Annotated in this window: 17 protein-coding genes and 1 tRNA gene; 16 read left to right on the forward strand and 2 right to left on the reverse strand. The window is 49.1% G+C overall.

The features are described from left to right. Positions 1-62: 62 nt before the first annotated feature. The 8 genes from FWG96_03640 (at position 63) to FWG96_03675 (ending at position 6,132) form a co-directional block, all read left to right on the forward strand. On the forward strand, positions 63-362 hold the full coding sequence (locus FWG96_03640; GenBank protein ID MCL2032346.1) for a transcription factor S: 300 nt from the start codon (positions 63-65) through the stop codon (positions 360-362). A gap of 26 nt (positions 363-388) precedes the next feature. After that, complete coding sequence (locus FWG96_03645) at positions 389-1,126, forward strand: DNA polymerase sliding clamp (GenBank protein MCL2032347.1); 738 nt, start codon at positions 389-391, stop codon at positions 1,124-1,126. A gap of 18 nt (positions 1,127-1,144) precedes the next feature. Continuing rightward, positions 1,145-1,969 carry a transketolase gene (locus FWG96_03650; protein MCL2032348.1) on the forward strand — a complete coding sequence of 275 codons (825 nt, stop codon included), beginning with the start codon at positions 1,145-1,147 and terminating at the stop codon, positions 1,967-1,969. Continuing rightward, entirely contained in the window at positions 1,966-2,922 is a 957-nt protein-coding gene (locus FWG96_03655; GenBank protein ID MCL2032349.1) for a transketolase family protein, read from the forward strand. The genes FWG96_03650 and FWG96_03655 overlap by 4 nt, the downstream gene beginning before the upstream one ends. Further along, complete coding sequence (gene fsa / locus FWG96_03660) at positions 2,919-3,566, forward strand: fructose-6-phosphate aldolase (GenBank protein MCL2032350.1); 648 nt, start codon at positions 2,919-2,921, stop codon at positions 3,564-3,566. Before FWG96_03655 ends, fsa begins: the two co-directional genes overlap by 4 nt. Before the next feature lie 4 nt (positions 3,567-3,570). Beyond that, a complete protein-coding gene (locus tag FWG96_03665; protein ID MCL2032351.1) occupies positions 3,571-4,722 on the forward strand; it encodes an NAD(P)/FAD-dependent oxidoreductase in 1,152 nt (383 codons plus the stop codon). Further along, complete coding sequence (locus FWG96_03670) at positions 4,719-5,741, forward strand: class I SAM-dependent methyltransferase family protein (protein MCL2032352.1); 1,023 nt, start codon at positions 4,719-4,721, stop codon at positions 5,739-5,741. The genes FWG96_03665 and FWG96_03670 overlap by 4 nt, the downstream gene beginning before the upstream one ends. Positions 5,742-5,991: 250 nt before the next feature. After that, positions 5,992-6,132 carry a hypothetical protein gene (locus FWG96_03675; GenBank protein MCL2032353.1) on the forward strand — a complete coding sequence of 47 codons (141 nt, stop codon included), beginning with the start codon at positions 5,992-5,994 and terminating at the stop codon, positions 6,130-6,132. Between the two features lie 270 nt (positions 6,133-6,402). On the opposite strand, the gene FWG96_03680 is transcribed toward FWG96_03675, so the two are convergent. Continuing rightward, positions 6,403-7,908: a hypothetical protein gene (locus FWG96_03680; protein ID MCL2032354.1), complete on the reverse strand. Its 1,506-nt coding sequence runs from the start codon at positions 7,906-7,908 to the stop codon at positions 6,403-6,405. 401 nt (positions 7,909-8,309) lie between these two features. Between FWG96_03680 and FWG96_03685 the strand changes: the two genes are divergently transcribed. From FWG96_03685 to FWG96_03710, 6 genes are all read left to right on the forward strand, one after another. Then, the gene (locus tag FWG96_03685; GenBank protein ID MCL2032355.1) at positions 8,310-10,208 is read left to right on the forward strand and encodes a DUF4435 domain-containing protein; all 1,899 of its coding nucleotides are present in this window, start codon (positions 8,310-8,312) and stop codon (positions 10,206-10,208) included. Between the two features lie 175 nt (positions 10,209-10,383). Then, a complete protein-coding gene (locus FWG96_03690; protein MCL2032356.1) occupies positions 10,384-12,018 on the forward strand; it encodes a TCP-1/cpn60 chaperonin family protein in 1,635 nt (544 codons plus the stop codon). Between the two features lie 66 nt (positions 12,019-12,084). Further along, positions 12,085-12,609 (forward strand): nucleotide exchange factor GrpE, encoded by a 525-nt coding sequence (locus FWG96_03695; protein ID MCL2032357.1) that lies wholly within the window; start codon positions 12,085-12,087, stop codon positions 12,607-12,609. Further along, positions 12,597-14,453, forward strand: a complete 1,857-nt coding sequence (dnaK, locus tag FWG96_03700) for a molecular chaperone DnaK (GenBank protein MCL2032358.1) — start codon at positions 12,597-12,599, stop codon at positions 14,451-14,453. Before FWG96_03695 ends, dnaK begins: the two co-directional genes overlap by 13 nt. 10 nt (positions 14,454-14,463) lie before the next feature. Beyond that, the gene (gene dnaJ, locus FWG96_03705; protein ID MCL2032359.1) at positions 14,464-15,612 is read left to right on the forward strand and encodes a molecular chaperone DnaJ; all 1,149 of its coding nucleotides are present in this window, start codon (positions 14,464-14,466) and stop codon (positions 15,610-15,612) included. 40 nt (positions 15,613-15,652) lie between these two features. Then, a complete protein-coding gene (locus FWG96_03710; protein MCL2032360.1) occupies positions 15,653-16,576 on the forward strand; it encodes a TerC family protein in 924 nt (307 codons plus the stop codon). A 238-nt stretch (positions 16,577-16,814) separates the two neighbouring features. Here FWG96_03710 and FWG96_03715 read toward each other — a convergent pair. Beyond that, positions 16,815-16,897, reverse strand: a tRNA-Ser gene (locus tag FWG96_03715). A 226-nt stretch (positions 16,898-17,123) separates the two neighbouring features. Here FWG96_03715 and FWG96_03720 point away from each other — a divergent pair. Both FWG96_03720 and FWG96_03725 read left to right on the forward strand, forming a co-directional pair. After that, on the forward strand, positions 17,124-20,222 hold the full coding sequence (locus FWG96_03720) for a hypothetical protein (GenBank protein MCL2032361.1): 3,099 nt from the start codon (positions 17,124-17,126) through the stop codon (positions 20,220-20,222). A 66-nt stretch (positions 20,223-20,288) separates the two neighbouring features. Continuing rightward, positions 20,289-21,614: a glutamate-5-semialdehyde dehydrogenase gene (locus tag FWG96_03725; protein ID MCL2032362.1), complete on the forward strand. Its 1,326-nt coding sequence runs from the start codon at positions 20,289-20,291 to the stop codon at positions 21,612-21,614. Positions 21,615-21,617: the final 3 nt, after the last annotated feature.

A 21,617-nucleotide genomic window follows, 5' to 3' on the forward strand; every position in this document is an offset into this window, starting at 1 on the left:
CAAATGCGCGCGCTAAAAATATTTTAATATTGTCAGCCGTTGTACTAACAGAGGTAAAAGATTTGTTCTGTTCCGCATGCGGCTCGATGATGTTCCCGAAGGAAGAAGTATATGTTTGTAACTCGTGCGGCTTCACCAAAGAGAAAGGAGGCAGGGCGCAGGTTTTCGTGACCGACTCCGAAGACAGAGAAACGACCGTCATAACCGAGAATATCGCCACTCTTCCGAAGACACGCATAACCTGTCCCGAATGCAACAATTCCGAGGCATACTTCGTGTTAAGACAGACGCGTTCGGCCGATGAACCGGAGACAAGGATATACAGATGCTGCAAATGCAATCACTCGTGGAGAGAATACTGAACCTCAGGATGGATGTTGGTGAGTAAATGTTCAAGGCAGAAATAAAATCGGAAACCCTCAAGGGACTGGTCAACATCATCTCGACGCTCATAGACGAGGTAAAGTTCACGATCACCCCGGAGGGCATGACGCTGAAAGCGGTCGATCCGGCGCACGTCGCTATGATCGAGCTCAGGATAGGGGCGAAGGCTTTCGAGTCATACTCCGCGAACGAGACAGAGATAGGCCTCGACCTGGACAAGGTCAAAACGGTCCTTAAGCTGGCAGGCCCGGGCGATATCGTCGCGATGGAACAAGACGAGGACAAAGGGAGATTTGTCTTCAGGATAAGCAACGTTACGAGATCCATGAACCTGGTGGAGACCTCAAGCATGAACGACCCAAAAGTGCCGCAGCTGACGCTCTCGGCGAACGCGGTGATGCCGGTGGATCAGCTCCAGAGAGGCATAAAGGCGGCCGAGTCCATATCGGACCACATATCGCTTAGGGCCGGACCGGGGATATTCGAGCTGTCGTGTGAAGGCGACACAGATGACGCCAGCCTGAAACTGACTGGTTCCGATCTAGACAGCCTGGAGGCGCCGTCCGAGGTGCAGAGCCTGTTCCCCCTCGACTATTTTTCCAACATCCTGAGAGCTATACCCTCGGGAACCAAGGTAAGAGTGGAACTCGATAAGGACTTCCCGGTCAAACTGGTGTTCGAACTGGCCGGAGGAGAGGCCAAAGTGGTGTATTTCCTGGCACCCAGGATCGAGAGCGACTGATAAGGATCCGGAGTTGTCATGGTCAGCACAAAAGAGGAGCTGGAGAGTAAGGCCAATATTCTAAGGCGGGATGTCATAGAGGCCACTTCGAAGGCCGGATCTGGACATCCGGGGGGCTCTCTCTCCTCCGCGGACCTGATGGCCGTGCTTTACTTCAGTGTGATGAACCACGATCCCGCTGACCCGGAATGGGAGGACAGGGACCGTTTCATCCTGTCCAAGGGCCACGCCGCGCCGATACTGTACGCCGCGCTGGCCGAATCGGGGTATTTCCCCAAAGAGGAGCTTCAGACCCTCAGGAAGATAGGCTCCAATCTCCAGGGACACCCCGTAAGAGGAAAGGTGCCCGGAGTGGAGATGTCCACGGGCTCTCTGGGCCAGGGACTTAGCATGGCATGCGGCATGGCGCTGGCCGGAAAACTCGACAAGAAAGAATACAAAGTCTTCTGTCTCCTCGGGGACGGGGAGCTTCAGAGCGGGCAGAACTGGGAGGCCGCGATGCTCGCCCGCCATTATCAGCTTAACAATCTCATAGCGTTCGTGGACCGTAACCAGCTGCAGATCACGGGCGGCACGGAATGCACAATGTCTCTGTTCCCCCTGCAGGACAAATGGAGGGCCTTCGGGTGGAACGTCATCATAATAGACGGACACAGTCTGCCCCAGATACTGGAGGCATGCTCGAAGGCGAAACGTTCGGAGACGAACCCCACGGCGATCATTATGAACACGGTAAAAGGAAAAGGCGTCTCCTTCATGGAGAACAACTGCGATTTCCACGGAAAGGCATGCAAGACCGACGAAGAGGACAAAGCGTTAAAGGAACTGGTGTGCAGGGCATGACCGAAAATAAGCTCGCCCAGAGGAATTATTACGGGAAGGCGCTGGCCGATCTCGCCGCGACGGATCCCAATGTGGTGGTGCTAGACGCCGACCTTGCCGATTCTACGAAAACATCGGAATTCAGGAAGGTCGCGCCGGAGAGGTTCATCGAAGTGGGGATAGCGGAGCAGAATATGATCGGCGTCGCGTCGGGACTGGCGGCCTCCGGGAAAACGGTGTTCGCATCCACGTTCGCCGTGTTCGCCACAGGGAGATGCTGGGAACAGATAAGACTGGCGGTGGCTTACCCGAAGCTCAATGTGAAGATAGTGGCGACCCACTGCGGAATAAGCGTAGGCGAGGACGGGGCGTCCCACCAGGCGCTCGAGGACATTGCGATAATGAGGGCGCTGCCGAACATGACCGTCATATCTCCCGCCGACGCATACGAGACGTACGCGGCGACGATGGAGATAGCCGGATTCTGCGGCCCGGTCTACATGAGGATGGGGCGTTCCGAGTTCCCAGTGATAACGGAGAAGGATGCCAAGTTCGTCATAGGCAGGGCCGCCGTACTCAGGGAAGGGAACGACGTGACCCTTGTGGGAACGGGGCAGATGGTCTACCACTGCATGGAGGCTTCCAAAATCCTCTCCGAAGAAGGAATAGATGCGGAAGTGGTCAACATGTCCACGATAAAGCCGCTTGACAAGGTCACCCTGAGAACGTCGCTGCAGAAGACAGGCTGTTCGGTGACCGCCGAGGAGCACAGCGTCATCGGAGGGCTGGGATCGGCGGTCGCCGATTTCCTGTCCGCAGAGATGCCGACCCCCCTGGAGATGGTTGGCACGAAGGATACGTTCGGGGAGTCCGGGACTCCGAGTCAGCTCTTTGAGAAGTACGGATTGACACCGCGTGACATCGCGGAGGCGGCGAAGAGGGCCGTAGAAAGGAAGAGGGAGTTGGAAGGATGAGGATATTCATTGACACTGCAAACCTTGACATGATAAGAGAGATAAACAGCTGGGGGATCCTGGACGGGGTCACCACGAATCCGAGCCTGATAGCAAAGGAGAACACCGACACAAGAACGAGGGTCAGAGAGATAGCGGACATAGTGAACGTTCCGATATCGGCGGAGGCGATGTCCCTCGACGCCGAGGGAATGATAGCGGAGGGCCGCGAGCTCGCTTCCATCCATCCGAACATAAACGTAAAACTTCCCATGTGCATAGACGCCCTCAAAGCCACTAAGGTGTTATCCGGCGAAGGCATCGACGTTAACATGACGCTGATATTCTCGCCTCAGCAGGCGCTGCTGGCGGCAAAGGCCGGAGCGAGGTATGTCTCCCCCTTCGTCGGGCGCCTGGATGACATAGGGACGTACGGGTCGGAGGTCCTGGGACAGGTGGTCGACGTTCTTTTCAACTACGGATTTGACACGGAAGTGATAGCGGCTAGCATAAGAGGGCCTATGCACGTATTCGAGGCCGCGTCCATGGGATGCGACATTGCCACCATACCTTACAATGTGCTGCTTCAGATGGTGTCCCACCCCAAGACGGACGAGGGCATACAGAACTTCATAAAGGACTACGAGAAGTCCAAGAAATCGTGATGATATGCATGATGCGGTGGTGGTCGGCGGAGGCCCGGCCGGAACCGTCACAGCCGGCCTTTTGGCGAAGGATCATGACGTTGTCGTCATAGAGGAGCACGCATCATCCGGGCTGCCCATGCAGTGTGCCGGCCTTCTGACAAAGAACGCCGTCGGTCTGTTCGGCGTCAGACCGGACATTCTCAGCGAGATTACAGGCGCGGACGTTATCTTTCCAGGCGGAGGGAAGTTAGAGTTAAGGTTCAAAGGCGCCGCAGCGGTGCTAATAGACAGAACGGATCTAGACAGGAAACTGGCACATAATGCAGAGGACAGCGGCGCCGACATAAGGTACGGCGTGAAATACCGCGGCAGCAGGGTATCGGAGGATCGTGTTTCCGTATCAACGAACGAAGGGGAGACGGAGTCCAGGCTGCTGGTCGGAGCCGACGGACACAGCTCCAAAGTGGCCGCATCCCTCGGCGGTAATTTACCAAGAGAATATGTCTACGGTATCGGGGCGGACGCCAAACTAAGATCGGAGCACAGTGACATCATGACGTTAAGGATAGGATCGGAGTTCGCGCCTGGGTTCTTCAGCTGGGAGATACCGTTTGGAGATATGGTAAGGGTCGGCCTTTGCGTAAAGGAAGGAACGGGAAGCACCCCCAATGAATTCCTGAAAAGGCTGCTGAAAGCCTCCGGCATCGACGGCAAAGACGTGGAAACAAAATACTCTGGAAAGATACCTCTCGGAGGAAGGCAGAGATCCTACGGGGAGAGGACCCTTCTGATAGGGGACGCCGCGGGGCAGGTCAAACCGGTATCGGGCGGAGGTCTGTATCCCATATGCAAAGCGGCCCCGATCCTGGCAAGGACCGCAAAGGAAGGTCTTCTGAATGACGACATATCGGCAAAATATCTTTCCGGATATGAAAAAGGATGGAAAAAAGAGATCGGGAAAGAACTTTCCAGAGGATACAGGATAAGGAAGATATTCACCAAACTGTCAGACAAAGATCTGGACAAAGTGTTCGGAGCGATAGACAGGAACAATATGAGATCGATCCTCAGCGATATCGACATCGACGACCCGAGCGGCGTGGCGGTTCCCATGCTCAGAGATCCGCGGGTAGGATTAAGGCTCCTTCCATTCATCATACGGGGGATCCTATGAGGGTGGTGAAGCAGGCGCGCATAAGATCGTCGGAGGCGGCCGACATAATCCCATACCTGATGGAGCTGGGTCTTGTCGACAGGTCGGCAAAGATAAGCAAGGACGGGGATCAGAGGCTGGTGCCGGTCACCGCCGGCAGAGAGGGCGAGATGATCGAGATGGGGTATGAGCTCACGGAAGGGCAAGCGTATACGGTTGAAAGAAGAAAGCCGCAGGAACGGATCCTGGACGAGCTTTCCGACCTCCCGGAGGAAGCGGCGACGGCGCTGCCCATGAGATGGGAGTACGCCGGAGAAGTGGTCATACTGAGACTTGACGAGAAATGCCGCCCTTACAAAGAGAGGATAGGGGAGGCGTACGCCCGCATCCTCGGAGCTAAGACCGTATGCGCCGACATCGGCGGGATCGCCGGAGAACTGAGAAGACCCAGCACAGAGATCCTTTACGGAAGCGGCACAGAGTCGGTCAGGCTGGAGAACGGCATATTCTATGAGTTTGACGTAAGCAGGATAATGTTCGCTTCCGGGAACATTGACGAAAGGTTACGTATGAAAGAGATCAACTGCGAAGGGGAGACGGTGGTCGATATGTTCGCCGGGATCGGATATTTCACTCTCCCTGTGGCAAAATTCACCGGCGCCAGAAAGGTGTTCGCCTGTGAGAAGAATCCGGATTCGTACCGGTATCTGATAAAAAATTCTGAACGGAACGGGGTCGCCGAAAAAGTGATACCGATCCTGGGGGACAACAGGTCCATTCCCGGGAAGAGGTTCGCCGACAGAGTGATAATGGGATATGTTCAGACTACCTCGGCGTTCCTGCCGAAGGCGCTGGAGATCGTGAAACGCGGCGGGATCATCCACTATCACGACACGTTCTACGTGAACGAATACAAAGAAAGGATCGAGGGGATATTCTCAAAGGCGTCCGGAACGGATTTTGAAATAGAACTGATAAAGGAAGTGAAGTCCTTCGCTCCGTCCGTCTCCCATTATGTCGCCGATGTGAGAATACTTTAAACGCCGCTTTTATTGGCCTTTAACAACAAGGTGAAAGTGATATACCCAGCAATGTACAGATCAACGCCGACCATAAGATCTTAGCGATCTTTGCGGGCGCGGAGCGCAGGATGCCGGAGTTTGAAACGACGCTTTAAAGCGTGAGCGGACGTATAAGCATCCAACCGCGGACCATCCGTACTTTCGGAAGATTCGGAGACCCCTATGTTATGTATTTAAGCGAATTTGGACATGAAATACTGCCGTTAGGATGGGAAGCCCCGGTTCGGAGCCTTCCACAGAGGCGGCGAACCGGGACCATCCGGCAGGAGGTGATAACGTAGCCAACAGCCCCATCGGCCCGGTGATCCGCATTAAGATCGGGGACGTGATCGTTACGATCCGTACCTGATCCCAATGCGGGACGGTTGATCCACGTTACGGATCCGTCTCCTCATAGGAGGGGACGTTAAACCCGCTGCGTAATGTATGAATGAGCTGTCTCTTTATATACTCTCCCGTGAAAACGGCTTTCAGGAAATCATATTGAAGAATAATACCTGGGCGAACTTTTTTCTCTCGCAGACCCAACTCACTCCACCAAGAGGGGCCGACCTAAGAAGAAAGTCTCTCCAGGGTGGGATTAGTGTGGGATGCAGGAGTGCCGCTCAGGCGGCGACGTTCAAACCGATTCGCCTGAACTGCTGGCCGTCAGCAGGGTGTTCATCGCCTCGCGGTATCTTTCGCCCTCGGCCTCTATCACGGCCTTTGCGAAAGGCACAAGGAAATTCACGAAGTCTGTTTCATCGGAGGTAAGATGCAGGGGAAGCTTCACATTCGGGTCGGCCGCGACGGCGAAGGCGGCATAGATGGACCTGTACTTGCGATCCTTAAGCGTATCCGGGGCCACCGACCTTACGACCGCATCGCCGCCGCCCACCTTCGCCGCTTTTGCCAGGGTGTCCGAGAACTTGGTCATCGGTTTCGGCTTCCTGAATTCCGGAAGCTTTGCGACCACATCGGCGGAGATGAACGATCTGTGGGCCTCACCGAGCGCCTGCGACGGCGTACCCTTAGGCTTTTCAGACATCTTATCGGCGAATTCCTGCGAAGTGTGGAAGGCTATCAGTTCCTTCCAGTGGCCGTCCCAAAGGTATGTGAGCGCTTCCGAGGTCTTGCCGTTCTTTACGACCACGCATTCCGGCACGGAGCTTAGGAATCTTTTTAGCGTTTCTTTCTCGTCATCCGGGCCGGAAAGGGCAGATATGAACGAATCCAGGCCGGAGCCGTAATTCTCCGTTCCTATTATGTATGCCGAGACATCCCCTTTCTTAAGGCTTCCCAGCTTCTCTCTCTTTATGGTGTTCAGCAGGATCCTGTCGTTGATCTCTCCCCGCAGATATCTCTTCAGAAGGTCGCCCTCGACCTTCTCCTTATCGCTCTCGCTTGCAGAGTGGTAAGGGTGTATGACGTTCACTTCGATATCATCCAGAGGATCGACCGCGCATATCTTCGATATAAGATACTGTATAGTGGAGACCTCTTTGGAGCAGTTCTCGCAGATCCTTATGTGCTCGTCTCTGGATTTTATTTTTATATCGAGGATCAGGGCGTCCTTGTGTCCGCAGTCCAGCCCGTCGTCCTTGAATTCATAAGGGGAGTCCCAGAATGTCTCGTAGAGATAATCCTCGGGCATGTTCGGGAAGTTTGTGCACACAAGCCCGTCGCGGAATGAGTAAAGATGAAGTTTGTTCCGTTTGATGAATGCGTTATAATAAAGAAGCCTTATCCTCGGGTCGTCGTAGTACTGGCAGCCGATGAGCTTGTCGTTCCCTACGGTCCCCCGCACGGCGAACGGGACCTTCTCTCCGGCGATCGTGGCGGTCGCCAGCATCGGTATCTTTCCGGCGGCGTTCAGAGATATGGTCCCCGCATAGGCCCTGGCCATGTCGTCTGAACCTTTGGACGCCAGCTTTATGAGCGCGTCCGCATCCCCTTTATATCTGGAGATGCCGTCGATGGCCTTGAAGGTCTTATCGAAGATACATTTCCTGCAGTTGCCGGCGCACATGGGCCTGAGCAGAGCAGGATCGTTGGCGAGGTTTCTGGAACGTTCGAGGATCTCCTCCTCAAGTCTTTTTGGTGTCTGTTTGACGCCTCTCATCCTAAAGCGCTTCTTCTCTGCCATTATGAGTCCTAATGTAAACCAGTCTTAAATAGCTGATGAGAGTTGGGCTCAATCCATTCGATACACTTGGGGCAATCCAGAAACTCTGAACTATCAGTTTAGAGGGAGGGCCTTTTAGAGGGCGGGTAGCCTCACTCTCTTTTCTGCATGTACCAGATGGAACGGAAAGCATCGGCCGTTGGCCTTTGGATGTGGTTAGGACACAGGAAAGAGAATGCAGACGTCTCTATCTGTAAGAGAGAGGGGAGGGGGCATTTATGGGTCCTTCTCTGAGTTGAATAGAAAGGGGCGTTGGCGTAGCCAACAATTATTCCTATGCATATCCGATAGGGATTCAACCATTGTATATATAATTCGAATTGTATTTAGAATTCTATAAGCTTGGATTGGAAAAATGTATTATGGCAGATGACACAAAGTATAAAACTCAACAACAAAAGAGAATCGATGGTTATGTTAGGGCTATCGACTCTGCATTAAACATCATTAATGAAATGAAAATGGAGCAATGGACCGAGGAATCAATAAACAAACTATTTTCTCAAAGAGGTATAATTGTTGTCGGACCACCTCAAATGCATCAGCACAATGTCAAATATCTAAATGAGTTTGATTTCGACCGGTCTTCAAAAAAGTTAGAAGATATGAGGGAACGTTCTAAGTTCATATTCAGTTCAAACGAGTGGAAGGGATACAATCCTTCGTACCAAGGTCATATTTCTTCTATGTTTGAAGCTTTTAAAGCAGAGGTTGATAAATTTCTCCTTAACCAAGAACCTAATGTATTCATTCTCGATAAAATAGTAGCTTTTCTGAGATTCATAAGTCAGAATTCTGACACACACATCGATGAACTCTTTGAGATCTTTAAATATGGAAACAAAAATTATGTTATTTTTGGCAAAAACGGATCAGGAAAGACAAAACTTCTGGAGAGAGTCTCCAGCAGTATTTTAACTGGGAGTTCTTTTGTTATTCCCGCGAAACGCAATGTGAATAGCATCGGAGGTGCTGGTTTAGTAAGGCAAAAAATCGACTTAAAAGAAATACTCTCTGAAAAAAATAATCCGGTTTATTACTTAACAAGAGCAGTTCGAAACCGAGCTTTTGAAGAAATTGATAAAAAAATTACCCCCAACATACAAGAAAAATTTTTTGAAATATTCAATAGTCTGGGACTTGAAAGAAAAATCCAGATAGAACAAGATCACCCATACCTATATGCGGAAGGGAAGAATAAGTATTCATTAATTGAGGGAAGTGATGGCGAAATAACGGTCGCATATATGATAATGGCCACCTTATTATTGCCATCCAACGCATTTGTTTTCATCGATGAGCCAGAAAATCATCTGAACGGTTCGCTTATGCAAAAACTATTTGACAGGTTGGAGGACGAAAGGCCAGATCTAGTATTCATATATCTCACACATGTGGTAAACTTTGTAGAGAGCCGTAAAAATGTTGAATTGATCTACCTGGAGAAGACCGCCGCAACCCCTCACGAGTTTAAATTCAAGAACGTCAAGGATTTTGACTCGGTCGATTTGGATATGATTTTAAGCATAGAGGGCACGCAAGATGATATTATTTTTTGCGAGGGCGATGACAAAAACTCGATCGATTGTAAGATTCTTGAAAGCGCATATGCTAACTATATCGTAAAACCTGTTGGTTCATGTGAGCGAGTCATCAATTGTGTCTACGGATTGAGTGAAAAATATAACTTCCTCCGCAGAAATGCATATGGCATCATAGATGGTGACTTTAGAACAGAAGATGAGAAAAAGAGCCTACGTGATAAAAATATATTTGTTTTAGAATACAACGAGTTGGAAAACTTATTGATAGATAGCGAGATTTTGGCGTGTGTTAACAAGAACACGATGGATAAAGACATTGAAAAAGTAAATAAAGATTTGATTAAAATCATAAAAAAGAGAAAACGCGCTACGATGGATGATTACCTCAACAAGCGCTATAACAGGATACTTAAGGCAGAAAAGCTCCGCTATAATGAAAATTTAGTGGAAGAAATTGACAGTCTTAATGAAAAAAACAAAAAAACCATCATGGATGAAATACATAAATATGAAAGCGACTTCGACGATTGTATCTCTCGGGGCGATTATAATGCCCTGATAAGGCTAGTTCCAGCGAAAGGGATTGTTGACGAAGCGGCACAGCAGATTGGGATCAAAGGAAAAGATGATTACATAGGCAGGGTCATTAAACTCATAAAACAAAATAAAGAGGTCAGACAACTGGTTTTGAATAAAATCGGATTCGATATCAAATGAATTTTTTTTTGTCTTTCTTTGTTATACGAGGGAGTCGGACAGGCATAGTCCGAACCCCTTCCCAATCGGTTCCGAGAATCGCCTTTTTATAGGTTAGTTTATATAGAAGAACAAACCATAACCCCCTTAGAAATTCCATAACGATAAAGGAATAATACTTGGAGGTTTGAATAAAATGGGTTTGGGTAACGCACCTATCTTGATCCTCAGGGAAGGAACCAAGAGGGATAAAGGAAAAGACGCACAGTACAACAACATCACCGCCGCCAGGGCTATCGCTGACGCAGTCAGGAGCAGCCTCGGACCGAGAGGGATGGACAAGATGCTCGTAGATTCAATGGGAGACGTGGTGATCACCAACGACGGTGTCACGATCCTCAAGGAAATGGATGTACAGCACCCCGCGGCAAAGATGCTGGTCGAAGTGGCCAAGACGCAGGACGCGGAGGTAGGGGACGGAACGACCACATCCGTCATAATCGCGGGCGAACTCCTGAAGAAAGCGACCGACATGATAGATTCCAACGTACACCCGACGATCATAACCGCGGGATACAGGCTCGCTAACGTGAAGGCCCAAGAGGTCCTCAAGAAAGTTTCTATGAAAGTGAGCGTAAAGGACGAAAAACTTCTGAAACAGATAGCGGAGAACGCAATGATCAGCAAACAGGTCGGAGGATCGAAGGAATTCTTCGCGGACATGGTCGTCGACGCTGTCAAAACAATCCTTGACAAGGATGACAAAGGCAATTACACAGCCGACCTGAAGAACATTCAGACGGTCAAGAAAGCAGGCGCGAGCATGAACGAGTCGCTGCTCGTCAAAGGTCTCATACTGGATAAGGAACCGGTCTCCCCCTCGATGCCTAAGAAGGTGAAAGGAGCGAAGATCGCCATCGTCGACGCGGCATTCGAGATCAAGAAAACGGAGATAGACGCAAAGATCCAGATAACCGACCCCTCGCAGCTCTCCGCCTTTGTGAAAGAAGAGGAGAACATGCTCAAAGCGATGGTCGATCAGGTCAAGAACGCGGGCGCGAACGTCGTGTTCTGCCAGAAAGGCATAGACGACCTTGCGCAGCACCTCTTTGCGAAAGCAGGCATCTATGCATGCAGGCGCGTGAAGAAATCGGACACGGAGAGACTGGCAAAGTCCACCGGAGCGAGCATCTGCCACAAGATCATAGAGTTCGGCCCGGAGGACCTCGGATACGCGGACCTCGTCGAGCTGAAAGTGGTCGAGAATGAAGAGATGACCTTCATCACCGGATGCAGAGACCCCAAGACAGTGTCCATACTGGTCAGGGGGGGAACAAACCACGTCGCGGACGAAGTGGAGAGGTCCCTCGTCGACGCATGGTCCGTCGTCAAAGTTTCGATAGAGGACGGGATGATCGTCACCGGCGGAGGCTCCACGGCGATGGAGATAGCGATGCAGCTCAGGGATTACGCGGCGTCGGTAGGCGGAAGGGAACAGATCGCCATAGAAGCATTCGCTTCGGCGATGGAGATAATCCCGACCACTCTGGCCGAGAACGCCGGGCTTGATCCGATCGATATCAACATCCAGATGAGGAAAGAGCACAAGAGCGGAAAGGTTCACGCGGGCCTGAACCCCTTCACGGGGAAGGTCGAGGACATGAGCAAGCTCAATGTCATCGAGCCGCTCAGGGTCGGTAAGCAGGCCATCAACTCCGCTACCGACGCAGCGGTGATGATCCTCAGGATCGATGACGTCATAGCATCGAAGTCAAGCTCGATACCGGAATACGGCACCGGCGACGAGATGCCTTCGTTCGATGACGACTGAAACCATTAAAACGGGGCCTCTGGCCCCATCAATATTATATATATTTCAACTAAAGGAGGCCTACCGGTGACTGAGAAGTCTAAAAAGAAGAAGGCGGAAGAGGATGTCGAGGAGACATCCGGAGATATGGCGGATGCCCTTTCCGAGGCCAATGCCAAGGCGGAAGAGTATCTGAACATGGCCAGAAGGCTTCAGGCGGACTTCGACAACTTCCGCAGAAGAACGGAGAAGGAGAACGAAGAGTTCAGGAAATTCGCCGCATGGGGCATGGCAAAGAGTCTGCTGAACATAGCGGACGATATGGAAAGGGCATTGGGAACGGCAAAAGAGGAAACGGAGCTGGTAGCAGGAATAAGAGGGATAAGGCAGAATCTGATGAAGATCCTGGAGGAGAACGGTCTCACCGAGATACCCACGGACTGCAGGTTCGATCCGAACCTCCATGAGGCTCTGTGCACAGTGGAAGCGGACACCGACGGCGAGATAGCCGAAGTGTTCCAGAAAGGATACCGCATGAACGATAAGATACTTAGATACCCGAAGGTCAAAGTAACAAAGAAAAAGGAAAGTGATGAAACATGTCAAGAATAATAGGAATAGATCTAGGAACGAGCAATTCAGCCGCATCGATAATGGAAGGCGGAAGGCCGACCATGATCCCCAGCGCGGAGGGAACCAGCGTCGGAGGGAAGTCATTCCCGTCCTATGTGGCATTCACGAAGGACGGCCAGCTGCTGGTCGGAGAACCGGCGAGAAGGCAGGCAGTGACGAATCCGGACGGCACGATAAAGAATGTGAAGAGGAAGATGGGGTCGAACGAGAAGGTCACCGCCCTCGGAAAGGAATACACCCCTCAGCAGATCTCGGCGTTCATTCTTCAGAAAATAAAGAAGGACTCCGAATCATACCTCGGCGAGAAGATAGAAAAAGCGGTCATAACCGTGCCCGCATACTTCAACGATAACCAGAGGCAGGCGACCAAGGACGCGGGAGCGATCGCCGGGCTGGAAGTGGTCCGCATAATAAACGAGCCTACCGCCGCGGCGCTGGCTTACGGATTGGACAAAAGCGGGACCTCTCAGAAGATAATGGTCTTCGACCTCGGAGGAGGAACACTGGACGTTACGATCATGGATTTCAGCGACGGCGTGTTCGAAGTCATTTCCACGTCAGGCGACACCCAGCTGGGAGGGTCGGACATGGACGAGGTCATCACAAAATATGTGCTGGCACAGTTCCAGAAGGAGACCGGGATAGACCTCTCCAAGGACAATATGGCATTCTGGAGGGTCAGGGAGGCATGCGAAAAGGCGAAGATCGAACTGTCCACAACAATGCAGACTGAGATCAACCTCCCGTTCATATCGTCGGACGCATCGGGCCCGAAACACCTGATACAGACGATCACCAGAGCGAAGCTGGAAGAGCTGGTGGAGCCGATAGTCCAGAGATGCAAGAAATCCATCGATCAGGCGGTCTCCGATTCGAAGCTTTCGTCGGACGCGATAGACAAGATCATAATGGTCGGGGGGCCGACAAGGATGCCGATAGTTCAGAATTTCATAGAGAGCATCGTCGGGCCGAAGATACAGAGGGGCATCGACCCGATGGAGTGCGTCTCCATGGGCGCGGCCGTCCAGGGAGCTGTGCTCTCCGGAGACGTGAAGGACGTTCTGCTTCTGGATGTCACGCCTCTTTCGCTCGGAATAGAGACGCAGGGAGGCATCGCCACCACCCTTATAGAAAGGAACACCACGATCCCGACAAAAAGGGCGCAGATATTCTCCACCGCGACGGACAATCAGCCGGCGGTGGAGGTCAACGTCGTCCAGGGAGAGAGGAAGATGGCGGCGGATAACACCTCGTTAGGAAGATTCATCCTCGACGGCATACTTCCGGCGCCCAGAGGGATGCCTCAGATAGAGGTAACCTTCGACATCGACGCCAATGGGATAATAAACGTCTCCGCCAAAGATAAGGGAACCGGAAAAGAGCAGAAGATCACCATCGCGTCCAGCAACAAACTGTCGAAGGACGAGATAAGCGAGCTCGTAAAACAGGCGGAGATGTTCGCGGACGCGGATAAGAAGAAGCTTGAGGCGATCGAAGCGAAGAACCAGGCGGAGACCATGATCCACTCGGTCCGCAAATCGCTGGACGAACTGGGAGAGAAGGTCTCCCAGGAGGAAAGGGTGTCGGTGGAAGCAGCGGTGAGCGACCTGGAGGGCGCGGTCAAAGGAGGTAGCGCGGAAGACATTAGATCAAAGCTCGATGCGCTGATGAAAGCGATGGGTCCGATCAGCCAGAAGATATACCAGGAAGCTGCGGCGCAGCAACAGCAGGCTCAGGGCGCGGACGCCGGGCCCGAGAACGCGGAACAAGATGATTTCATCGACGCGGACTACAAGATCGTGGACGATGAGGATAAGAAGTAAGGTAAGCTGAATGCCGAGAGACTACTACGAAGTGCTGGGCGTCGCCAAGGACGCATCATCCGATGATATAAAGAGAGCGTACCGCTCCCTCGCTAAAAAATACCATCCGGATGTGACCGACCTCTCCAAAGAGGACGCGGAGGCGAAGTTCAAGGAGCTGTCCGAGGCGTATGAGGTGCTTTCCGACGAAGGGAAGAAGAAACTCTATGACCAGTACGGGCACGCCGGAGTGAACAGCCAGTTCGGCAGCGGAGGATTCTCTTGGGAAGATTTCACCCACGCGGATGATATCAGCGATATATTCGGCGATATATTCGGCAGCATGTTCGGAGGAAGCTTCGGAAGGCGTCAGCAGACAAGGTCCAGGAGCTCCCAGAGGCAGGGGGAATCCCTCAGGTACGATCTGGAGGTCTCCCTCCAGGATGTGCTGAAAGGGAAGACCTCCGATCTTACCGTTCCGCACTCCGTCCCCTGCGGCGACTGCAGGGGCACCGGAGGCAAGGACGGTAAGATCGAAACATGCCAGACATGCAACGGCGCAGGGCAGGTCCAAAGGGTCAGCCGCACGCCGTTCGGTAGCATGGTCTCGGTCACCGACTGTTCCGCATGCGGCGGATCCGGAAGGTCATTCAAAGAACGCTGCCCCAGGTGCAAAGGCTCGGGGAGATTCAACGTCTCTTCCAAGGTTTCGGTCGATATTCCGAAGGGAGTGGAGGAGGGAATGAGGATCCGCGTACCGGGAGCGGGGGACGCCGGATATAACGGAGGACCTCCCGGGGACCTGATAGTGGTGATCCACTTAAAGGACGATAAGAGCTTTGAGAGGGACGGAATGAACCTTTGGTCCGAGGTAGTAACCACTTACTCCAAGCTTGTCCTCGGAGGGGAGGAGACCGTCAAAACGATCGACGGGGAAACAATATCTCTGACGATACCTCCCGGGACCCAGGTCGGCGGCGTCCTGAGACTGGCGGGCAAAGGCCTGCCGAGAATGAACCAGAACACAAGAGGGAATATGTTCGTCCGCGTGAAGATGAACGTTCCAAGCAAAGTATCGCCTTATGAGAAAGAATTACTAACTAAACTGGACGAACAGGCAGGAAAGAGACCCGCCGGGAAAACCAAATCGAAGCTGAGGCAGAAACTGGACGACCTCTGATTTAAACCAATACCCATATACCATAGAAAGGCGGCGCATCATGATAGACACTCCGATCATGTGGGCGATATTCTTCGCGGTGATCATCGTGATGTTCGCCGTGGACATGGGGGTCCTCAACAGAGGATCCAAGCACATGTCTGTGAAAAAAGCGCTGGGAATGACGGCGCTCTGGGTAAGCATTGCGCTGTCATTCGGCGTTTTCATATATTTTGAGATGGGATCGGCCGCCGCGACCCAGTATGTCACAGCATACGTGATAGAGGAGATGCTCAGTGTTGACAATCTTTTTGTTTTCATTGTGATTTTCGGGTACTTCTGCGTCCCGGACGAGTATCAGCACAAGGCGCTGTTCTACGGAATAATGGGGGCGTTAGCATTCAGGGCGCTGTTCATATTCGCCGGATCGGAACTTCTTGAGACGTTCGACTGGATGATGTACATCTTCGGCGCGGTGCTGATATACGCCGCGATAAAGACGGTCATGAAGAAGGACGAGAACAAAGACAGCAAAATGGCCGCGAAACTTAGCAGGAGATTCAATATGTGCTCCGGTTTCCGCGGGGATAAGTTGTTCACCGTTGTCGACGGCGTGAGGATGGTGACCCCGCTGTTCATGTGCATACTCGTGATCGAACTGACCGACATAATGTTCGCGTTCGATTCCATACCGGCGGTCCTGGCGATCACTACGGATAAGTTCATCGTCTATACGTCGAACATTTTCGCGGTGGTCGGCCTGAGGTCGCTGTTCTTTGTTATAAAAGGATCGATGGAGCACCTGGAGTATCTGAAGTACGGGCTGGGGGCGATATTGGTGTTCATAGGCGCCAAGATGCTGCTGTCTGAGTATTATCATGTGGATGTGGTGTTGTCCCTTGCGTTCATACTGGCCGTGCTGGCGGTGACCGTGGCGGTCTCGCTGTATGCGAGGAAGAGAAAGGTGAAGGCTGCAGGGACATAATTGCGCTCTTTTTTTTTTTGAAAAACTCTGATGTTGAAAAAATGGTGCCGAGGAGGAGATTTGAACTCCCGAGGCGAAACACCAGCGGTTTTCGAGACCGCCGCTCTACTCAATATCTATTACTGTCAGACTCCGGCTACCATAACAAAACATTGACAATTCCCACAATAGGGAGTGTTTTTCAATCAACATTTCAAAAGAAAGTAGATATTTTCTGTAATGCGGTGTTATTTATAGGCGCCGAGGAGGAGATTTGAACTCCCGAGGCGAAACGCCAGCGGTTTTCGAGACCGCCACCTTACCGGACTAGATTACCTCGGCCCATTCAGGCAATTAGTTACTTGTATTATTACTCTTCCATAATGGCCTTTCCGTTTGAAATAGTGATTGCACACATAATTCAGCTATTGTTATGGATTGTATAGGCCTTGAGGGGTTAATTGCATCCAGAATTGAACAACCAGCCTGTGGACCACAATGATAAACATTTTGCTTGGACCACCATATATAGTATCGATGTGATATTCTCTTCATTGGTCAGGATAGAATGTTGTCGGAAAAGTTGAAGGTGCATCTGGAGCAGGCGTATAAGAAGTTAAAAGCAAGCGTGTATTATGATAAAACCCAAACAATTTTAAGAAAACAAATAGCAGAGTTTGAAACGAGTGACGACATTGAGGAAAAGATCGGCGATATGGCGAAAAGGATATGCGATGATTGGGAAGGGTTTCAGGAAGAGATACTACGGCGCATTTCGATTTTTAGTTTTCCAAAAAAGATTTCCGATTCAGTTTCGAAAATAGAGGGAAAAGTGATTATTAACGCGCCATCAAAAAATCTCAAAGTAGAGTCTCTGAATTATTTCATCGATTTGCCCGTCGAAGGACACATACTAGGCATCTTATGGGTCATGGAGGTAGGCTCAATTTTAGACAATGAGCTTTATGAAAAATCATATGGCAATCGTTTGAGGAAGGAATTCCGTGACGAAAAGGAAATGGGAAATGGGTATTCTCCTTATTTGTTTAAACACTATTTTGAAGAATATGAATCATGGTGGAGTAAAGCACTCGACTCTGCAAAATCTCTTATGAAAGAAGAAAAAGATGCACTTATTCTGTGCATGGACCTCTCAAAATTCTACTATTCTGTTTCCTTTAGCGAAAATGACTTTTCTCAAATGTTTAAAAAATATGAAGAAACAGTTGAAAAAATAGGCACAGAAGCATCGGAAAAAATGGATTATTGTTATAATGTCGTCATGCAACTCAACAAGTTCGTTTTCAATGTAATGGGGGTTTATGGAGCAAAGTTGTATCCCGCAATGAAAAAACATATGGGAAAGGACAAACAATGTCTGCCGATTGGGTTTTCTCCATCATGCATTCTTTCCAACTACAAGTTGAAAAAGATGGATAGTGCAATATTAGATAGTCTTAGTCCAGTGTATTATGGCCGGTATGTAGATGATTTTATCATAGTATTAAGCATAGACAAGACTTCGAAAGTTAGAGAAACAATATGGGAAAAAAATAATGAAGTCAAGTCTTCTGACATCCTTACATTGTATTTTGAAAAAGAAAGGCCAAGTGTCAAAAATGGGATTCATTTAGTTCGTGTAGGGAGGAAATCTTCAAAAATTTCAGAATATTCAATATTTATAAACGATGAGAAGACCAAATTTAAAATCAATATAGAGAAGGTCCAGTGTTTTTACTTCTATTCAGATAAGACTGATGCACTAATAGACGCATTTAAAAAACACATATCGGAAAATGTAAGTGAATTCAACTTAATGCCCGAAGAGTATCTTGGTATGGAGAAGATAGACCAGGTCTACAACCTCAGGAGGGCGGAAGCATCAAAGTTCAGAGGCGTAGAGGGCATCGAGATAAGCAAGTTTGAATTATCAAAGCTTGTTGGGAAACAGATCACAACAAGCAACATAACAAAAGACTATGATCATCAGTTTCTCAACGATTCTCTAAAAATATTTGACGAATTCAATATTCTGAGCAACTATACGCTTTGGGAAAATATGTTTTTATACTACATTATCAACGATAAGTATGTTTTTGTGATGGAATTTATAAAATCAATTTTGAAATCACTTGACAGCATAACTATTGATGCTGAAAAAAATCTGAATGGGGACATAAAAACAGTAAATGCGACACTGAAGGAGCATTTCATTTCCTCCCTGTCTAGAGCATTGTCTTTGCGCATCGGAATACACACAAGGAACTTCTTGAAAGGGCTATATAATGAACTGTCTCAGCAAAAAATAGGACAGAACTGGTTTAAAGATAGCACCACCGTCAAGGAAATAGAAGATCTATGCAGAGCGTTTTATAGATCTGGATTTTTCGATAAGCGTTTAACACCCATACTTATTTTACATGGGTTGGAAATCGATGAAGAAAATGAGGACGTGAAATTGTATTGCCTCGAGGATGTAATTAAGTTATATGGCAAAGTTTCAGATGCTGATTTTCGCTATAGCAACTATCCTTATATGGTATCTCCCTTTGATATCAAAATGTTGAGGTCACTTCTTTTAATGAGAGGCGGCAACCCGACCGATTCTAAAAAAAGTGAATGGAAACAAGTTTCAAAGGATTACTGTACAATTAATTTCAAAAAGGATACGAGGTGTACCTTGCTCGATGATGCTGTGTTTTATGTTGATAGTGAAGAAATTGAAAACAAAAACACGGACAGAAGATACAGTGTGATCAAGGTAGGCAACGAAAAGAAAAACGAGTTCAAAATTGCGATTGCCAATACAAATGCAACCAAAGATGGGCTGAAAGAAGTATTAGTAGGAAATCCGGAGAGAACTCTAAAGCGCTATAACAACCTGGCAGAGATCGTCAATCAAGCCATAAAAGGTGGTGCGGATATGCTGATTTTTCCAGAGACGTATGTGCCTTTCGATTGGTTAAAGTTGTTGAGTAAAAAAGCTCTCCGAAACAATATGTCGATAATAGCTGGCGTCGAACACTTAAAATTCGTTGATAAAGATGGAAATAGTAATGTTTACAACTTGACGGCAACAATCCTTCCCTTCAGAGGAGAGGTATATCGGTATTCATTTTTAGAATTCCACAATAAAGTTCATTACTCTCCTATCGAGGTAGGCCTTATCAGTGGTTACAGGTGCAGACATGTTTGCGGAAAAAGGTATGAGGTTTTCTGCTGGAATGATGTTTGGTTCGCACCTTATTGCTGTTATGAGGTAACTTCTATCAAAGATCGTTCACTTTTCCAGTCAGTAGCCGATTTGATCGTAGTGGTTGAATGCAATATGGATGTGAACTATTTTGGGAGTATCATAGAATCTTTGAGTAGGGATCTTCACTGTTATTGTGCACAGGTAAATTCTGCGAAATATGGAGACAGCAGGATAACACAACCGACAGAGACTGAAAGGAGAGACATTGTAAGGACAAAAGGCGGTAAAAACCACACCGTCATCATCGATAAAATTAACTTAGATAGCCTTAGAGATTTCCAGCTAAAGGAACACAATTTACAAAAAGAAGACCCGAGATTCAAATACACTCCTCCAGACTTTGATAAAGAACATCTGATAAAGAAAATCAAAGGAACGTGGTTTGATGATCATAAAGGAAAAAACACGTGAGGTGCTGTTAGGCAAAAATATAATCAAATATCTTAATATCTGAATATCATAAGGTGTGTCAGCGCCATGTCTCAGATTGCATCAGAAATAAAGAAAGCTAAATCTGCTGTGCTTGTAATTGCAACTATCAGTACGGAAGTAAAAAACAATGCGCTCAAAGCGATGGCTAGGGCTTTAGATAAAAATAGGAAAATGATTCTTGAAGCCAATGCCAAAGATGTCTTAGAAGCAGATAAGGTGGCGGAGAAAGGCTATCTATCCTATGCCCTTGTGAAGAGACTAAAAGTCAATGATGAGAAGATATCTGGAATGATTGAAGGAATAGAAGACGTGATAAAGCTTGCAGATCCGGTCGGAGAGACCATGTCAGCACTCAGGCTGGACGACGGCCTGGACTTGTACCAGATCAAATGCCCGATAGGGATGCTGGGAGTTATCTTCGAATCCCGGCCGGACGTCGTCCCGCAGATATTGTCGCTTTGCCTCAAAAGCGGCAACGGAGTGGCGTTCAAAGGTGGATCGGAAGCGTCGAATTCAAACAGAGTTTTGTTTGATGTGTTAACAGAAGCGGCTGCTTCGGCAGGTATTCCGAAAGAAGCGTTCGTCCTGATGGAGACAAGAGAGGATATAGGCCAGATACTTGGAATGCACGAATACATCGATCTTCTGATTCCGAGAGGATCAAATGAGTTTGTCAGGTACATTCAGAACAACACCAAGATCCCAGTGCTGGGACACTCGGCGGGGATATGTCATGTCTACATTGACGATGAGGCCGATATCGATCTGGCACTTGCAGTTACGCTGGACTCGAAGATACAGTATCCGGCCGTTTGCAATGCGGTCGAAACACTGCTCGTAAATTCAAAGATAGCGGACAAATTCCTCCCGAGGATGGCTAAATTATTCAATGAGAATAATGTGGAGATTAGAGTTGATGAGAGATCCAAATCCTCAATTCCGAAAGAAATCCCGGTCGTTGACGCCAAAGAAGAGGACTGGGATACTGAGTATAATGATATGGTAATCTCCATAGCAATAGTAGATGGCTTAGAGGAAGCGATCGACTTCATCAATTTACACGGATCACATCATACAGATGCGATAATAACAAAAAATAAGGACAAGCAGTCCGAGTTTGTAAGATCTGTGGACTCCGCTGACGTTTTTATCAATGCATCAACCAGGTTCTCCGACGGATTCAGATACGGGAAAGGTGCAGAGGTAGGAATAAGCACAAATAAGATCCATTCAAGAGGCCCTGTTGGAATGGAAGGTCTGATAATCTACAAGTATGTCCTCGTAGGAAACGGACAGGTCGTCAAAGATTATGTCGGAAAGGACGCAAAGAAATATCTGCATCAGAAAACAGATCAGAAATACGGTCAGTGATAT

Source organism: Candidatus Methanoplasma cognatum (assembly GCA_009777615.1).
Taxonomy (GTDB): domain Archaea; phylum Thermoplasmatota; class Thermoplasmata; order Methanomassiliicoccales; family Methanomethylophilaceae; genus Methanoplasma; species Methanoplasma cognatum.

Bases quoted from the DNA above. Each gene is read 5' to 3' on its own strand.
- dnaJ (MCL2032359.1), top strand. From the start codon at position 14,464: ATGCCGAGAGACTACTACGAAGTGCTGGGCGTCGCCAAGGACGCATCA.
- FWG96_03680 (MCL2032354.1), bottom strand. From the start codon at position 7,908: ATGGCAGAGAAGAAGCGCTTTAGGATGAGAGGCGTCAAACAGACACCA.
- FWG96_03670 (MCL2032352.1), top strand. From the start codon at position 4,719: ATGAGGGTGGTGAAGCAGGCGCGCATAAGATCGTCGGAGGCGGCCGAC.
- FWG96_03710 (MCL2032360.1), top strand. From the start codon at position 15,653: ATGATAGACACTCCGATCATGTGGGCGATATTCTTCGCGGTGATCATC.
- FWG96_03665 (MCL2032351.1), top strand. From the start codon at position 3,571: ATGCATGATGCGGTGGTGGTCGGCGGAGGCCCGGCCGGAACCGTCACA.
- FWG96_03720 (MCL2032361.1), top strand. From the start codon at position 17,124: ATGTTGTCGGAAAAGTTGAAGGTGCATCTGGAGCAGGCGTATAAGAAG.
- FWG96_03655 (MCL2032349.1), top strand. From the start codon at position 1,966: ATGACCGAAAATAAGCTCGCCCAGAGGAATTATTACGGGAAGGCGCTG.
- FWG96_03650 (MCL2032348.1), top strand. From the start codon at position 1,145: ATGGTCAGCACAAAAGAGGAGCTGGAGAGTAAGGCCAATATTCTAAGG.
- FWG96_03725 (MCL2032362.1), top strand. From the start codon at position 20,289: ATGTCTCAGATTGCATCAGAAATAAAGAAAGCTAAATCTGCTGTGCTT.
- FWG96_03690 (MCL2032356.1), top strand. From the start codon at position 10,384: ATGGGTTTGGGTAACGCACCTATCTTGATCCTCAGGGAAGGAACCAAG.
- FWG96_03675 (MCL2032353.1), top strand. From the start codon at position 5,992: ATGGGAAGCCCCGGTTCGGAGCCTTCCACAGAGGCGGCGAACCGGGAC.
- FWG96_03685 (MCL2032355.1), top strand. From the start codon at position 8,310: ATGGCAGATGACACAAAGTATAAAACTCAACAACAAAAGAGAATCGAT.
- FWG96_03645 (MCL2032347.1), top strand. From the start codon at position 389: ATGTTCAAGGCAGAAATAAAATCGGAAACCCTCAAGGGACTGGTCAAC.
- dnaK (MCL2032358.1), top strand. From the start codon at position 12,597: ATGTCAAGAATAATAGGAATAGATCTAGGAACGAGCAATTCAGCCGCA.
- fsa (MCL2032350.1), top strand. From the start codon at position 2,919: ATGAGGATATTCATTGACACTGCAAACCTTGACATGATAAGAGAGATA.